Origin of the sequence: Streptomyces sp. NBC_00122, assembly GCF_045160845.1 — a bacterium.
Lineage (GTDB): Bacteria > Actinomycetota > Actinomycetes > Streptomycetales > Streptomycetaceae > Streptomyces.
On sequence record NZ_CP108191.1, the window covers coordinates 1219664 to 1234967 of the forward strand.

The following is a 15304-nucleotide window of genomic DNA, read 5'->3' on the forward strand; positions in this document are numbered from 1 at the left end:
GCCCCGGACCCGCCCGGTCTCGGACCCGCCCGGTCCCGCGTGCGCAGGCGTCAGTGAGCGCGCCGCCACGGCCCGGTGATCGCCAGCATGATGCCCGGCTCCTGGATGTTGGCGTACAGCGTGCGCCCGTCCGGGGAGAAGCAGACACCGGTGAACTCCGAGTACTCCGGCTTCTCGGCGGTGCCGATGTTCAGCTCGTTGCGCGCCAGCGGGTAGGTGCGGCCCGATTCGGTCGCGCCGAACAGGTGCTGCAGGCCCGAGCCGTCCTCCGCGATGACGAGGCCTCCGTACGGGGACACGGTGATGTTGTCGGGGCCGTCGTAGCCGCCGTCCGCCGCCGGGTCCGCGTTGATCCCGATCAGGACGTTCAGCCGGATCGTGCGCCGCTTGGGATCGTAGAACCACACCTGGCCGTCGTGGGCCGCGCCCGGGCTCTCCTCACGGGCGTAGGAGGAGACGAAGTACGCGCCGCCGTCGGCCCACCACATGCCCTCCAGCTTGCGCGCCCGCGTCACGGCGCCCTCGCCGAACTGCTTGCGCACCGGCACGGTCCGCGCGTCGCGGTCCGCCACGTCCACCCAGTCGACCCCGTAGACGGTGCCGATCTTCGTCGCGCGCGAGAGGTCGTCGACGAACCGGCCCGAGCTGTCGATGCACTTGGCGGCCTGGAGCACACCGGCGTCGGCGGCGAGGGTACGGAACTTGCCGCGCCCGTGGCGGAAGCCGGCCGGCGGGGTCCAGCGGTAGAGCAGGCCGTTGGGGCCGGAGGCGTCCTCGGTCAGGTAGGCGTGGCCGTGGCGCGGGTCGATGACCACGGCCTCGTGCGCGTACCGCCCGAACGCCTTGATCGGCTGCGGGTCGCGGTTGGCGCGGCGGTCGTGCGGGTCGACCTCGAAGACGTAGCCGTGGTCCTTGGTCATGCCGTTCTTGCCGGCCAGGTCCTCGGTCTCCTCGCAGGTGAGCCAGGTGTCCCAGGGGGTGGAGCCGCCCGCGCAGTTGGTCGACGTACCGGCGACGCCCACCCACTCGGCGACCTCGCCGCCGCGCCGGACCTCGACGACCGTGCAGCCGCCGGCCGCGGCCGGGTCGTAGACCAGGCCCTCGGTGAGCGGGACGGGGTGGGCCCAGCTCTCCCGCTTGCCCTTGAGCTCGTGGTTGTTGACGAGGAGGGTGACCCCGCGGTGGCCCTCGAAGGCGGCGGTCCCGTCGTGGTTGGACGGGGTGATCTCGCCGGAGTCCAGCTTGGTGACCCCGCTGTGCGTGATCACGCGGTAGGCGAATCCCGCGGGGAGGGCGAGGAGGCCGGCCGGGTCGGCGACGAGGGGGCCGTAGCCGGGCTCGCAGGGCCGTCCGTGCTCGTCGCGGCGGGTGCCGTCCTCGGCCGCCAGCGCGCCCGGGGCGGTGGCCAGGGCGCCGACCGTCCCGGTGAGCGCGACTCCCGCTCCGGCGAGGACGGTGCGGGCGGTGAAGTCTCTGCGGCTGAGCGGCATCGGGTCTCCAGGGGTGGGGAGGTGGTGCGCCTGTCGTGCGGTCGTCGGCGCACACGCTCCCGCCCACACGTGAACGGCGGCTGAACTACCCGGTAAGAGGAGCCGACCCCTTGCCCGCGGGCGGAATGGCCAACTCCGGCCCAGGATCGGCTCATTGTCGACACCCCGTCACGACTGCCCCGTCACGGCCGCCGGGAGCGCGCCTTGAACGCGGCCTTGCGGGCCTCCTTCGCCGCCTTCTTGTCCGGGTGCAGCCGCCCCATCGCCTCCAGGACGTACGCCGTCGCCGGGTGCTCCACCCGCCACACCTGCTCGAAGAACCCCGTGTGATGGGCGGTCAGGGTCTCCATCAGCAGCGGCAGCTCCTCGGTCTCCCCGTCGGCGGCCAGCTGCGCGGCGATCGTGTCGACCGTCAGCCAGAACACCATCGCCCCGTCCGGCGCCGGTACGTCGCCCACCCCGCGTTCGGCCAGCCAGACCCGGGCGAGCCCGCCCAGCTCCGGGTCGTCCAGCACCGCGCGGACCGCGGGCTCGGCCTCCGGCCCGGCGGGTGCGAGGGCCTGCTGGCAGCGCAGCCGACGCAGCGGGGCGCCCTCGTCGTCACCGCGCGCGGCGTCCAGCAGCTCGGCCACGGCCTCGGGGACCTCGCGTCCGGCCAGCCACGCCTCGATCTCGGCCTCGGCCGCGCTCTCGGGGTAGTAGGAGACGGCGTCGAGCAGCGCGTCCGCACCCTTGTCGGCCAGGTCGCCGACGGCGGGGACCTCGACCCCGGCCTCCAGCATCCGGGCGCGGATCCCGTACAGCCCGAGCGGGGTCAGGCGGACCATCCCGTAGCGGGAGACGTCCTCGTCGGCGTCGTCCCGGCCGGCAGCGTCGTCCCGGCCGGCGGCGGTGCCGGAGGTGATCCGCTCGTCGTCCGCCTCCGTCATCAGCTCCTCGTCGACGGGCCGGAACTCGACCAGCCCGATGGGCTCCAGCTGCCGGAACTGGTCGTCGAGGCGCATCATCGCGTCGGAGACCTGCTCCAGCACGGCGTCGGTCGGCGCGCCCATGCCGTCGGGCATCACCATGGACGCGGCGAGCACGGGCAGCGGAACCGGGCGGTCCGCCGCTCCGCCCTCGGAGACGGTGAGCAGGTAGAGATTGGCGAGGACCCCGTCGAGGAAGTCCGCCTCGCGCCGCGGGTTCCAGTCCAGCTGGTCGAAGTCGATCTCGCCGCCCGCGTCCAGCGCGTCGACCAGGTCGTCCAGATCGGGCACGGCCGCGTCGGCCAGTACGGAGTCCAGCGCGGCCAGCCACAGGTCGAGTACGTCGCCGGGCGCGCCGCTCGTCACCAGCGCCAGGTCCTCACCGGGCAGGGCGGTGCCGGACGCCTCCTCGCCGCCGTCGGCCCCTTCTTCGCCCTCGGCACCCTCGCCCCGGTCCTCCTCCGGCTCGGTGACGTCGACCAGCCCGGTGTCCACGGCCACGCGCCAGGCCTGGCTCGCGTACACCACGGCGTCCGCGTCGGCGACGTCGAGGCCGAGTGCCGCGGCGGCCTCGGGGAGTTGGGCGGCGACGAGTTCGCCGCCGATGTCGATGCGGGTGCCGGGCCCGGCCCAGCGGGCCAGCCGTACGGCGTGGGCGAACAGCGGGGCGACGAGGGCGTCGCGGGCCAGTTCCGCATCGGGGTGCAGCCGTACCGGCGGCAGCGTGGGGTGCGGCTCTGCGGACATGGGGCGGTTCTCCTCGCGGACGCGGTGGGGCGGGGTGACACGGGGCCGTGACGTCCCGTCGGTCCGTCGGACGGCCGACCTTGCCAGGCGACCCAGCGTAGACGCATTTCGGGCGGGTCCGACGGGTCATCCCCTTTGGTTCATCCCACAGTCGGCTGCCGTATTCCCTGGAGGCCTTGACAACTTTGGCTGCCACACAGGAAATTGACGCGCGTAGATGTTTCGGGAGCCGCAAGTCTCCCGCAGATCTCCTGCCGCAACACCGCCGTCTCCCTCATCCCACACCGGAGTTCCCGCTCATGCGCTCCTCGCATCCCCGTTCCGCCGCCGTCTCGGCCCTCGTCGCCACCGCGCTGGCCACCGGCTTGCTGGCGGGCTCGGCCGACGCGGCCGAAGGCTCCGCCGCCGGTCAGGTACGCATCCACGACATTCAGGGCACCACCCGGATATCCCCGCTCGTCGGCAAGCAGGTCTCGGATGTCGAGGGCATCGTGACGGGCGTGCGCACGTACGGCTCGCGCGGCTTCTGGATCCAGGACCCCGACGCCGACGACAACGCCGCCACCAGCGAGGGCGTGTTCGTCTTCACCAGCTCGGTCCCGACCGTCGCCGTGGGCGACGCGGTCAAGGTCTCCGGCACGGTCGGCGAGTACGTCCCGGGCGGCCTCAGCTCGGGCAACCAGTCGGCGACCCAGATATCCAAGCCGGTCGTCACGGTGGTCTCCTCGGGCAACGCGCTGCCCGAGGCCACCGCGGTCAACGAGTACACGGTGCCCGCCGAGTACGCCCCGGCCGGCGACCCGGCCGCCGGAGGCAGCATCAACGGCCTGGCCCTGGACCCCTCGCGCTACGCCCTGGACTACTACGAGTCCCTTGAGGGCATGAACGTCAAGATCGGCACCTCGCGCGTGGTCGGCGCCACCGACCCGTACTCGGAGCTGTGGGTCACCGTGAAGGGCTGGGAGAACACCGCCAAGCGAGGCGGGACCATCTACGGCTCCTACGAGTCCCAGAACACGGGCCGCCTCCAGATCCAGCAGCTCGCGCCCGTCGCGCAGCAGCCCTTCCCGGTGGCCAACGTCGGCGACAAGCTGACCGGCGTCACCGAAGGCCCGCTGGACTTCAACCAGTTCGGCGGCTACACGCTGGCGGCCCGCACCCTCGGCACCGTCAAGGCGGGCACCCTCGCCCCCGAGAAGACCAAGCCGCAGGCCGAGCAAGAGCTCGCGGTGGCCACGTACAACGTCGAGAACCTCGACCCGACCGACCCGCAGGCGAAGTTCGACGCGCTGGCGAAGGCGGTCGTCGAGAACCTGGCCTCCCCCGACATCCTCGCCCTGGAGGAGATCCAGGACGACAACGGCGCCAAGAACGACGGCACGGTCTCGGCCGAGCAGACGCTCACGAAGTTCACCGCGGCGATCGCGGCGGCGGGCGGCCCGGCCTACCAGTGGCGGACCGTCAACCCCGAGGACAAGAAGGACGGCGGCGAGCCCGGCGGCAACATCCGCCAGGTGTTCCTCTTCAACCCGGAGCGGGTCTCCTTCACCGAGCGCGCCCCGGGCGACGCGGTGACGGCGACCGGCGTGGTCAAGGAGAACGGCAAGGCCGCCCTGACCCACTCCCCCGGCCGGATCGACCCCGCGAACCCCGCGTGGGCCGACAGCCGCAAGCCGCTGGCGGGCGAGTTCGTCTTCCGCGGCAAGACGGTCTTCGTGATCGCCAACCACTTCGGCTCCAAGGGCGGCGACGAGGGCCTGACCTCGCACCACCAGCCGCCGGTCCGCTCCTCGGAGGCCAAGCGGCTGCTCCAGGCGCAGGCCGTGAACGGCTTCGTGAAGGAGGTCCTGGCGGCGGAGAAGAACGCGAACGTCCTCGTCCTCGGCGACATCAACGACTTCGAGTTCTCGGCGACGACGAACGCGCTGGCCGACGGTGGGGCGCTGTACCCGGCGATCAAGTCGCTGCCGAAGGCGGAGCGGTACTCGTACGTCTACCAGGGCAACGCGCAGGTTCTGGACCAGATCCTGACCAGCCCGGCGATCAAGCACTTCACCTACGACAGCGTGCACATCAACGCGGAGTTCTCGGCGCAGAACAGCGACCACGACCCGCAGGTGCTGCGCTTCAAGCCGTAGCAGTAGCCGTAGCCGTAGCCGCTTGACCCCTTGAGGCCGCAGAGGGCCCGGACGCCGTCCAGTCCGGGCCCTCTGCCACACTCCTGGCCATGATCTTCCGAATCGCCACCCGCGAGGACCTACCCGCCGTACTCGCCCTGCTGGCCGACGAGGAACGGGTCGTGGACCCGGCTTCGATCGTGGTCGACGAGGCGCTGGAGCGGGCCTTCGCCGCCATCGCGGCGGACGCGCGCAACGAGATGCTGGTCCTGACGGACGACAACGGCGCCGTGGTGCTGGGCTGCCTCCAGCTGACGTACATCCCGGGCCTGGGCCAGGGCGGCCGGGACCGGGCGCTGGTGGAGGCGGTACGGATCCGCCCGGACCGGCGGGGCGGAGGGCTGGGGGCGGAGCTGATGAAGTTGGCCGCCGACCGGGCCCGCGAGCGCGGCTGCGGCCTGGTCCAGCTGACCAGCAACAAGCGGCGCACGGCCGCCCACCGCTTCTACGAGCGGCTGGGCTTCGCACGCAGCCACGAGGGCTTCAAGCTCTCGCTGGCGGACTGACATGGGCCGAAGTAGGGCCTTTAGGCCCTGGCGTGACGCTCGCCACATCTCTGCCGAATCGCCCGGTTGTGGTGTTGAGTAGCTCCACGCCACCCCGTCTTCACGCTCGTTTTTTGGAGGACCGCATGTTCCCCTCCATCTCCCTCACCCAGGAAATCGGCCTCGCGGTCCTGCTGGCCGCCGCCCTCGTATGGCTCGTCGGCCTCGGCCACATGCTCCGGGGCAGCCGCTTGCGCCACCCCGAGCCCGGCGCCTTCGAGGGCCTGTCGGTAATCCCGGCGCAGCGCGGCGCCGCCGCGCACCCGATGGAGGCCGTGGAGCTGACCGAAGCGGAGAAGGAGGCCTTCGCCGGCCTGGTCCGCAGGATCCCGCTGAGCTGATCGCCCGCCGGGCCCTTCGTGCAATCAAGCCCTCCACCTGCGGTTTCTCCGCAGGTGGAGGGCTTTGCGCTTCCAGGGCGCCGGCCGGGCGGCGGCGCCTACGGACCGCACACGTGCAAGCCCGGCTACATCTGGCGCAACGGCTTCGACGGCGACGCCCTGTGTGTCACGCCGGAAGAACGCTCGGCCGCCATGAACAAGGGCAAGCTGATCGACAACGGCCCGCACCTCAAGGGCATTCCGGGAAAGTGACGGCGAGGAGCAGGCGTCAGTTGTGGCTGTGCAGGACCTCGTTCAGGCCGCCCCAGGCCGCCTTGTACGGCCGGGCCTCGACGGCGCCGGTGACCGAGTTGCGGCGGAAGAGGATGTTGTTGGCGCCCGAGAGCTCCAGGGCCTTGACGATCTGGCCGTCCGGCAGGGTGACGCGGGTGCCCGCGGTCACGTAGAGGCCGGCCTCGACGACGCACTCGTCGCCGAGCGCGATGCCCACGCCGGCCTCGGCGCCGATCAGGGTGCGCTCGCCGATCGAGATGATCTGCTTGCCGCCGCCCGAGAGGGTGCCCATGGTGGAGGCGCCGCCGCCGATGTCGGAGCCGTCGCCGACCACGACACCCGCGGAGATGCGGCCCTCGACCATGGAGGTGCCGAGCGTGCCGGCGTTGAAGTTGACGAAGCCCTCGTGCATGACGGTGGTGCCCTCGGCGAGGTGCGCGCCGAGGCGGACACGGTCCGCGTCGGCGATGCGCACGCCCTTGGGGGCGACGTAGTCCGTCATCCGGGGGAACTTGTCGATCGAGGTGACCTGGAGGTGCAGGCCCTCGGCGCGCGCGTTGAGCCGGACGGTCTCGACCTGGTCGACGGCGACCGGGCCCAGCGAGGTCCAGGCGACGTTGGTGAGCAGGCCGAAGACACCGTCGAGGTTCTGGCCGTGCGGCTTGACCAGGCGGTGGCTGAGCAGGTGCAGGCGCAGGTACGCGTCGTGCGCGTCCAGCGGCTTGTCCTCCAGGGAGGAGATCACCGTACGGACGGCCACGACCTCGACGCCGCGGACCGCGTCCTGGCGGATCGCCTTCGACGCGGCGGCGCCCAGCAGCTCCACGGCCTGCTCGGCGGTGAGGCGCTCGGTGCCGGCCGGGCCGGGCTCGGCGACCAGCTCGGGGGCGGGGAACCAGGTGTCGAGGACGGTGCCGTCGGCGGTGATGGTGGCAAGTCCGGCGGCGACGGCGCCGGTGGTACGCGTAGCAGTCATGCCAGAAACCTAACCGGCGACGGCCCGCGGTCGCGAACCGGTCTCATGTGCCGGTCGCGCGCGTCGCCGCGCCCCCGGCGCACCCATGACCAGCACGGTCACCCCGGCGGCCGCGCCGAGCACCGCGCACACGGGCCACAGCAGGCCGGGCGCGGCGTCGTACAGGGCTCCGCCGAGGGGCCCCGCGAGGACGACGCCACTGACGGACACGCCCGCGTACAGGCTCTGGAACCGGCCGATGGCGTGCTCGGGCGACTCGTCGGCGACGTACGCGGTGGCGGTGGTCTTGTAGAGGATCTCGCCGAGGGTGAGCAGCACCATCATCGCGACGGTGGTCGCGATGCCCACCCCGAGCAGCAGCATCGCGTAGCCGCCGCCCACCAGCACCAGACCGCTGCCGATGACGTGCAGCGGGGAACGCCGGCGCAGGGCGAGGGCGGCGGGGATCTCCAGGAGCATGATGACGCCGCCGTTGATCCCGATGAGCAGCCCGTACGCGCGGGTGTCCATGCCGTGGTCGGCGAGGAACACCGGGAACGTCGTGTAGTGCTGCCGGTAGACGAGGTCGATGACGGCGATCGCGCCGAGCAGCACGAGGACGGCCGGCCGCGCGCGCAGCTCCCGCCACAGCCCTCCGCGGCCCAGACCCCCGTCCGGGGCCGCGGAAGGGGTCGTGGCCGCCCTGGCCGGGACGACCCGGGCGGTCCAGACGGCGAAGAAGAGGGTGCCGAGGCCGTCCGCGACGAAGAGCCAGCCGTACGAGAGTCCGGTCGCGACCAGGGCCCCGAGCGGTGCGCCCACCGCGAAGCCGGCGTTGGACATGCAGCGGGTGACGGCGAAGGCCTGGCGCCGGGAGCCCTCCGGCACGGTGACGGCGACCAGCGCGGAGTTGGCGGCCCGGATCACCCCGGAGGCGTACTGGGCGAGCGGCAGGACGAGGGCCAGCAGGCCCGTCGGGACCGTCGGCAGGACGACGAGGGCGGCGCCGCCGAGCGCGGAGGCGGTGAGCAGCACGCGGCGGTGACCGAAGCGGTCGCCGTACCAGCCGCCGGTGAAGTTCCCGGCGACCAGGCCGACGCCGCCGACGCCGACGACCAGGCCCGCCTGGGCGGCGCCGAGGCCGCGCGGGCCGGTCAGGTAGAGGAAGACGAAGACGAAGGTGAAGCTGACGACGGCATTGACGAAGATCCCCGCAGCCAGCAGCCACACAGTCCTCGGTACGTCCTTGAACCCCTGCAGCACACCCGTGTCCCCCGTATCCCCGAAGCGAGTCAGTTCCTTTTGGGAACGGACTATGTCAGCATGACAGCCTTGGGTCAACGGACAAAGGAGTTCCCATGGCCCAGCGCACACACCTCGGCGACGCGGACTGCTCCATCGCCCAGGCCCTCGACGTGGTGGGCGACTGGTGGACGCTGCTGATCGTGCGCGACGCCGCGCGCGGTCTGCACCGCTTCGAGGAGCTCCAGCGCGAGCTGGGGATGTCCCGGAAGGTCCTGGCCGAGCGGCTGAAGCTGCTGGTCGAGGCCGGGGTGCTGACGCGCGAGCCGTACCAGGAACGTCCGGTGCGGCACGAGTACCGGCTGACCCCGCGCGGGCGGGGACTGCTGCCGGTGCTGGTGGCCCTCCAGGACTGGGGGGACAGCTGGATCCTGGGAGAGGGAGAGATGACGGCGACGACCGCGGAGGCCTCCCGGGAGGCGGAACGGGTGCACGCGCTGCGCGGCACCCGGCTTCCGGAGCTGGCCCTGCCGGACCGTTTCGGCGAGCTGCGCGACCCGGTGGCGGACACTGCGTTCACGGTCCTCTACTGCTTCCCGGGCGCGTACGCGCGCGCCGAGTCCTACCCGCCGGGCTGGGCCGGGATACCGGGCGCAAAGGGCTGCACGTTCGAGTCGTGCACCTACCGCGACCAGCTCGCGGAGTTCACCGCGGCCGGCGCCACCGTGCACGGCGTGTCGACCCAGCGGCCGGACGAGCAGCGGGAGTTCGCGGAGCAGGAGCGGCTGCGCTTCCCGCTCCTCTCGGACGCGGATCTGGCCCTGACGGCGGCGCTGCGGCTGCCGACCTTCCGCGCGGCGGGCACGACCCGGATCAAGCGGCTGACCCTGGTCCTGGACCGCGACCGCACCGTGCGCGAGGTGTTCTACCCGATCCAGGACATCGAGGCGAGCGTCCAGACGGCCCTGGCGTCGGTCCGCTCGGCAACCTAGGACGGACGCAGGACCCGGCCCAGGATCTCGCGGGCGTACGGCTCGTCGTACTCGGCGTCCGTCAGGAGGACCTGCAGGCTGATGCCGTCCATGACGGCGACCAGGGCGCGCGCCGTCACCGGGTCGGTCCACGGGGCCAGGGCGGCGGCGACGGCCTCGCACCACTCCGCCGCCACCGGCCGCAGCGCGGGCCGTCGCAGGGCCGCCAGGTAGAGCTCGTACTCCAGCTCGGCCCGGCCCCGGTCGGCCGACAGGCTCTCCCCCAGCAGCCGCGCGAGGGCGCCCGCGAGGTCGTCGCCGTCCCGCACGGCCAGGGCGGGCGCGTAGGCCTCGTTGGCCTGCCGCAGGGCGGCGACCAGCAGGTCGTCGAGCGTCTTGAAGTGGTAGGTGGTCGACCCGAGCGGTACGTCGGCCTCCGCGGCCGCGCTGCGGTGGCTCAGCCCCGCGATGCCCTTGGCGGCCACCACCCGGATCGCCGCGTCGATGATCCGCTGCCTCCGCTCGGGGTCGTACCTGCGCGCGCCGGGAGCCATCAGTGCGCGCCCCCCAGGTTCAGCAGCACCACGCCACCGATCACCAGGGCGATCCCGGCGATCTTCGCGGCGGTGGCCGCCTCCCCCATGAACACCATCCCTATGGCGGCGATCGCGGCGGTCCCGACCCCGGCCCATATCGCGTACGCCGTGCCCACCGACATCGTCTTCAGCGTCTGCGCGAGCAGGGTGAAGGCGATGACGTAGCCCAGCAGCGTGCCCAGCGAGGGCCACAGCTTCGTGAAGCCGTCGCTGTACTTCATGGCGGTGGTCCCGGCGACCTCGGCGGCGATGGCCGCGGCAAGCAGTGCGTAAGGCATGTGTACAAGAGTACACAACGATGTGTACGGACGTACATATGCAGCACCCGGGACTCCTGCGGCCTCCGGCGCTACCCTGTCCGCCTCCCAGGAGCCCGCAAGGAGCTCCCAGCGGACGGAGGGCCCGCGCATGGCGCAGCACTGGACCCATCGGGGCGGCGGCTGGCTGCCCCCGCGCTCTCCACGGCCCGGGGTGATACCCCTGCGCCCACTGGGGCCGCGGGACATCCTCGACGGGACGCTCACCACCCTGGGCCGGTACGGCGGCCGGCTGCTCGGCGCGCTGCTGCTGGGCCAGCTGGCCGGGCTGCTCCTGCTCGTCGCCGTCGCCGGAGCGGCCACCCTCGCCTCCGTCACCCGTACTGTCGGCAGCGGGGTGTTCGTCCACACCCTGGTCCCCGCCGTCGCCCTGTTCCTGCTGGCCGGCTGGGCGCTGGCCACCGCCCTGGCCGCCGCGCTGCTCCGGCCCGCCGTGCTCGGGCGGCCCGTCACCACGCTCGGGCTGCTGCGGGCGGCGACGCCCCGGATCCCGGCCGTGCTCGGGGCCCGGCTGCTGGCCCTGCTCGCCGCCGCGGGCCCCGGCGCGGCCGCGCTCGCGGCGGGCCTGCCGCCGCTCGCGCTGCTCCCCCTCGCCCCGGTCGCCCTCTGGCTCGGAGTGCTCTTCGCCCTGGCGCCCACGGCCGCCGGGTACGAGCGGCTCGGCCCGGTGGCGGCCCTGCGCCGTTCGGCCCGCCTGGTGCGGGGGGCCTGGTGGCGGACCTTCGGCGTCACGGTCCCGGCCGGGGCCCTCGCGCTGGGCGCCGCGTTCGCCGTCCCGCTGCGGTTCGGTGCGCTCGGCGCGCTGCTCGCCCCGGCCCTGCTGCTGGCCTTCCCGCAGCCGGCTTCGGGCCTGCTCTACATGGACCGGCTGCTGCGCCTCGGACCGGGGCTCAGCCCAGGGTGAACCAGGCCGTGCGGGCCTTCTTCCACTCCGGGTGCGTCAGGTCCTTGGCCTCGACGCCGTCCCCGTACAGGTCCGCCGAACCGCTGTCGGTGACCAGCTGCACCCGCGCGCCCGCCGCCGTCAGGTCGGGCACGTCCACGATGGCCTCCCAGCCGCCGGGGTCGGTGGTCGGCAGGTCGGCCCGCTTGACCGGGGCGTGGCCGGGGACGCCGTCCCACTGGTAGAGCGCGTACGGGTCCGAGTTGTCGTCGGCGCCCCACGAACCGGCCAGGATCAGGTACTGGTTCGCCGCGTTCTTGCGGATGTCACGGATGGACAGCCCGCCGAGGTCGAGCTCGATGCCCGTCCCGAAGACCGCCTCGGCCCCGGACGCCAGGACCTGGTCGAAGTTGGTGACGGGCACGATCAGCGCCTTGCCGCCGGGGACGGCGGGCGCCAGCGGGGCCCGGAAGCCCAGGTAGGCGGTGGCGGTGGAGCCGGGCGCGAACTCCAGCCCTTCCACGTTAAACCCGTCGATCTGCTTCGGCACCTGGCCGGCCGCGGTCCCCGCCGCGAAGCCGTAGCGGTTGCCGTTCGCCGTGTCCCAGGCCACCAGATCGTCGCGGAGCTTCTTGTACGAGCGCCCGTACGCGAGCTGCGTGCCGGTCCCGGATCCGCTCACCGTGGTGGTGAACACCGTGTTCCGGGGCGCCTTGTACTCGCCGTCCTTGTTGTTGCCGAGCGAGCCCGTCCAGTAGATGGTGTCACCGATCCGGGTCGCCCCCTCGATGTCCACCTCCTTGGTGACCCCGAGCTGCGAGCTGAAGTCCCAGGTCCGCACCGGGGCGCCCGACCGCGAACGGTCGTACAGGCGCAGCACGTTGGACTCGTCGTCGGCGACGATCGCGTACCCGCCGCCCACGTCGACGGCGGCCGAGGCGTCCGACGACCCGGTGAGGTACCGCGCGTCGGCCGGGTTCTGCACGGCGGCCGAAGCCGCGTAGTACAGGGTCTTGGTGGCCGTCTTGCCGCCCAGCCCGGTCACCTTGACGGTGAGGTTGGTGTAGCCGCGGCCCCGCGCGGCGACGGCCAGCTGCCGCACCGCCCCGGCTCCGGTCACGGTGACGTCGCCGGTACCGGCGACGGAGGCCTTGCTCGACGCCGAGGCGCTTACGGTCAGCGCGGAGGCGTCGGCCCCGCTCTGCCCCACGGTCACGTTCACCACCGGGTCCCCGACGGCGCCGACTGCCCCGGACAGGTAGGAGGCGGACAGCCCGATGGTGGGCGTCCCGTACGTCACGGCCTGGGCGGGCGCGCCGACCGCGGCGACCACCATCGCCGCGAGACCTGCGACAGCGAACTTCTTCATCGGTGACCCCCACGGGTGAAGTTGAGCGTGAACCATGCGGACCGGGACTTCTTCCACTCCGGGTGGCCGAGGTCCTTGGCCTCGGTGCCGTCGCCGTACAGGTCGGCGGCGCCGCTGTCGGTGATCAGCTGGACTGGGGCGCCGGGAGCCCGCAGATCGGGTACGTCGACCACGGCCTCCCAGCCGCCGGGGTCGGAGGTGGGCAGGTCGGCCCGCTTCTTCGGCGCGTGGCCGGGGACGCCGTCCCACTGGTAGAGCGCGTACGGGTCGGAGTTGTCGTCCGCCGCCCAGGAACCGGCCAGGATCAGGTACTGGTTCGCCGCGTTCTTGCGGATGTCACGGATGGCGAGGCCGCCGAGGTCGAGCTCGATGCCCGTCCCGAAGACCGCCTCGGCCCCGGACGCCAGGACCTGGTCGAAGTTGGTGACGGGCACGATCAGCGCCTTGGCGCCGGGGACGGCGGGCGCCAGCGGGACCCGGAAGCCCAGGTAGGCGGTGGTGGTGGAGCCGGGCGCGAACTCCAGCCCTTCCACGTTAAACCCGTCGATCTGCTTCGGCACCTGGCCGGCCGCGGTCCCCGCCGCGAAGCCGTAGCGGTTGCCGTTCGCCGTGTCCCAGGCCACCAGGTCCTGGCGCAGGCCCCGGTAGGCACGGGCGAAGGTGACCTCGGTCGCGGCGCCGGAGCCGGTGATCTTCGTCGTGAAGACGGTGTTCCGCTCGGCCTTGTACTCGCCGTCCTTGTTGTTGCCCAGCGAGCCCGTCCAGTAGACGGTGTCGCCGACCCGGGCGGCCGCCTCGATGTCGGCCTCCTTCTTCAGGCCGAACGCGGGACCGAGATCCCAGGACTTCACCGGGGCGCCGGAACGGGAACGGTCGTACAGCCGCAGCACGTTGGACTCGTCGTCGGCCACCAGCACGTGACCGCCGCCCACGTCGACGGCGGCGGAGGCGTCCGAGGAGCCGGTCAGGTAGCGCGTGCCGAGGCCGTTGCCCACGCGCGCGGAGGCCGCGTAGGACAGGGTGGCCGTGGCGGTCTTCCCGCCGCGCCCGGTGACCTCCAGGGTCAGCTCGGTGTAGCCCTGCCCGTGGGCCTGCACCGTCAGGCGCCGGTCCCCTTCGCGGGTCCGCTCCTGCCGTACGTCGCCCACGCCCGCGACGGCCGGATTGCTGGAGGAGACCACTCTCAGCCGCAGGAATCCGTCCGGTACACCGGCCTGCCCGACGTCCGCCGTCACGGCCGGGTCGCCGTACGCGCCCACCGCACCGCTCAGATGCGTGGCGGACAGCGAGACGGTCACGGCGGCGGCCTCCGGCAGGACGGCTCCCGCGGCCACGGGAGCGGTCAGCCCCGCGACGAGCAGGGCCGCGGCCCCTGCGGCGCCCGCGGCGCCCCAACGGCGCGCCGGTGAAAGGCGAACGGTCACGGGTGGTCCTCTCGTGGTCTGCGTCACGTCGTGACGGCCGTCGAGAAGATTCGGCCACCATGGCCAACTCCGCGTGCACTTCATCCGTCCACCCGGAGAACAGCGGACCGGAAGAAGGCGCACCGGAAGAGAGTCCGGCGGAAAACGAGGAGGGCCCCCGGCACGACCGTGCCGGGGGCCCTCACCTGCATGTGATCAGACGTTGAAGCCGAGCGCGCGGAGCTGCTCACGGCCGTCGTCCGTGATCTTGTCCGGGCCCCACGGCGGCATCCAGACCCAGTTGATGCGAAGTTCGTTGACGATGCCGTCCGTCGCCGACTTCGCCTGGTCCTCGATGACGTCCGTCAGCGGGCAGGCCGCCGAGGTCAGCGTCATGTCGAGGGTGGCGATGTTCGCGTCGTCGATGTGGATGCCGTAGATCAGGCCCAGGTTGACGACGTCGATCCCCAGCTCGGGGTCGACCACGTCGTAGAGGGCCTCGCGGACCTCTTCCTCGGTGGCCGGCTTGATCGACGCCTCGGGCGTCGCGTTCTCGGTCATGCCGTCTTCCTCTCCGCGTCGCCCAGTGCCTGGGCGGTCGCGTCCTTCCAGGCCATCCAACTCAGCAGAGCACACTTCACGCGAGCCGGGTACTTGGAGACGCCGACGAACGCGACCGCGTCCTCCAGCACCTCCTCCATGGCCTCGTCGGGCTCGATCTTGCCCTTCGACTGCATCATCTCCAGGAACACGCCCTGGATCTTCTGCGCCTCGGCCAGCTCCTTGCCGACGAGCAGCTCGTTCAGCACGGACGCGCTGGCCTGGCTGATGGAGCAGCCCTGGCCCTCGTACGAGACATCGGTCAGCGTCTCGCCGTCGTACTTCACGCGCAGCGTGATCTCGTCGCCGCACGTCGGGTTGACGTGGTGCACCTCGGCGTCACCGTCGCGCAGGCCACGCCCGTGCGGGTGCTTGTAGTGGTCCAGGATCAGTTCCTGGTACATCGAATCCAGCTTCACAGCGACCC

16 protein-coding genes are annotated in these 15304 nt (G+C 72.4%); 6 read left to right on the top strand and 10 right to left on the bottom strand.

Annotated elements, in window-relative coordinates:
* Window positions 1-50 precede the first annotated feature (50 nt).
* Both OG737_RS05795 and OG737_RS05800 read right to left on the bottom strand, forming a co-directional pair.
* Window positions 51-1490, bottom strand: coding sequence for an alkaline phosphatase PhoX (locus OG737_RS05795; protein ID WP_405680089.1), 1440 nt, complete (start codon window positions 1488-1490; stop codon window positions 51-53).
* A gap of 182 nt (window positions 1491-1672) precedes the next feature.
* Window positions 1673-3205, bottom strand: coding sequence for a hypothetical protein (locus OG737_RS05800; protein ID WP_405921253.1), 1533 nt, complete (start codon window positions 3203-3205; stop codon window positions 1673-1675).
* 299 nt (window positions 3206-3504) lie between these two features.
* Between OG737_RS05800 and OG737_RS05805 the strand changes: the two genes are divergently transcribed.
* The 4 genes from OG737_RS05805 (at window position 3505) to OG737_RS05820 (ending at window position 6520) form a co-directional block, all read left to right on the top strand.
* On the top strand, window positions 3505-5343 hold the full coding sequence (locus OG737_RS05805; protein ID WP_328925054.1) for an endonuclease/exonuclease/phosphatase family protein: 1839 nt from the start codon (window positions 3505-3507) through the stop codon (window positions 5341-5343).
* 89 nt (window positions 5344-5432) lie between these two features.
* Window positions 5433-5888 carry a GNAT family N-acetyltransferase gene (locus tag OG737_RS05810; RefSeq protein ID WP_405921254.1) on the top strand — a complete coding sequence of 152 codons (456 nt, stop codon included), beginning with the start codon at window positions 5433-5435 and terminating at the stop codon, window positions 5886-5888.
* 125 nt (window positions 5889-6013) lie between these two features.
* Window positions 6014-6268, top strand: a complete 255-nt coding sequence (locus OG737_RS05815) for a hypothetical protein (RefSeq protein ID WP_405680087.1) — start codon at window positions 6014-6016, stop codon at window positions 6266-6268.
* 54 nt (window positions 6269-6322) lie between these two features.
* Window positions 6323-6520, top strand: a complete 198-nt coding sequence (locus tag OG737_RS05820) for a hypothetical protein (RefSeq protein WP_405921255.1) — start codon at window positions 6323-6325, stop codon at window positions 6518-6520.
* 16 nt (window positions 6521-6536) lie between these two features.
* Here OG737_RS05820 and dapD read toward each other — a convergent pair whose 3' ends face one another.
* Window positions 6537-7517, bottom strand: a complete 981-nt coding sequence (dapD, locus tag OG737_RS05825; protein WP_328925058.1) for a 2,3,4,5-tetrahydropyridine-2,6-dicarboxylate N-succinyltransferase — start codon at window positions 7515-7517, stop codon at window positions 6537-6539.
* A gap of 9 nt (window positions 7518-7526) precedes the next feature.
* A complete protein-coding gene (locus OG737_RS05830) occupies window positions 7527-8756 on the bottom strand; it encodes an MFS transporter (RefSeq protein ID WP_328930226.1) in 1230 nt (409 codons plus the stop codon).
* Window positions 8757-8854: 98 nt separating this feature from the next.
* Here OG737_RS05830 and OG737_RS05835 point away from each other — a divergent pair, with 98 nt between their 5' ends.
* Window positions 8855-9730 carry a winged helix-turn-helix transcriptional regulator gene (locus OG737_RS05835; RefSeq protein ID WP_405680086.1) on the top strand — a complete coding sequence of 292 codons (876 nt, stop codon included), beginning with the start codon at window positions 8855-8857 and terminating at the stop codon, window positions 9728-9730.
* Here OG737_RS05835 and OG737_RS05840 read toward each other — a convergent pair.
* A complete protein-coding gene (locus OG737_RS05840; protein WP_405680085.1) occupies window positions 9727-10263 on the bottom strand; it encodes a TetR/AcrR family transcriptional regulator in 537 nt (178 codons plus the stop codon). The two genes, OG737_RS05835 and OG737_RS05840, sit on opposite strands and share 4 nt — an antisense overlap.
* The gene (locus tag OG737_RS05845; RefSeq protein ID WP_328925061.1) at window positions 10263-10583 is read right to left on the bottom strand and encodes a multidrug efflux SMR transporter; all 321 of its coding nucleotides are present in this window, start codon (window positions 10581-10583) and stop codon (window positions 10263-10265) included. Before OG737_RS05845 ends, OG737_RS05840 begins: the two co-directional genes overlap by 1 nt.
* 130 nt (window positions 10584-10713) lie before the next feature.
* On the opposite strand from OG737_RS05845, the gene OG737_RS05850 reads away from it, so the two are divergent.
* The gene (locus OG737_RS05850; RefSeq protein WP_405680084.1) at window positions 10714-11526 is read left to right on the top strand and encodes a hypothetical protein; all 813 of its coding nucleotides are present in this window, start codon (window positions 10714-10716) and stop codon (window positions 11524-11526) included.
* Here the strand turns inward: OG737_RS05850 and OG737_RS05855 are convergent.
* From OG737_RS05855 to sufU, 4 genes are all read right to left on the bottom strand, one after another.
* The gene (locus OG737_RS05855; RefSeq protein WP_405680083.1) at window positions 11513-12874 is read right to left on the bottom strand and encodes a hypothetical protein; all 1362 of its coding nucleotides are present in this window, start codon (window positions 12872-12874) and stop codon (window positions 11513-11515) included. The two genes, OG737_RS05850 and OG737_RS05855, sit on opposite strands and share 14 nt — an antisense overlap.
* Window positions 12871-14298, bottom strand: coding sequence for a hypothetical protein (locus OG737_RS05860; protein ID WP_328925064.1), 1428 nt, complete (start codon window positions 14296-14298; stop codon window positions 12871-12873). The genes OG737_RS05855 and OG737_RS05860 overlap by 4 nt, the downstream gene beginning before the upstream one ends.
* Window positions 14299-14493: 195 nt before the next feature.
* Complete coding sequence (locus OG737_RS05865) at window positions 14494-14838, bottom strand: metal-sulfur cluster assembly factor (RefSeq protein ID WP_030388904.1); 345 nt, start codon at window positions 14836-14838, stop codon at window positions 14494-14496.
* Window positions 14835-15296 carry a Fe-S cluster assembly sulfur transfer protein SufU gene (gene sufU / locus OG737_RS05870; RefSeq protein ID WP_030292254.1) on the bottom strand — a complete coding sequence of 154 codons (462 nt, stop codon included), beginning with the start codon at window positions 15294-15296 and terminating at the stop codon, window positions 14835-14837. The genes OG737_RS05865 and sufU overlap by 4 nt, the downstream gene beginning before the upstream one ends.
* Between the last annotated feature and the right edge of the window lie 8 nt (window positions 15297-15304).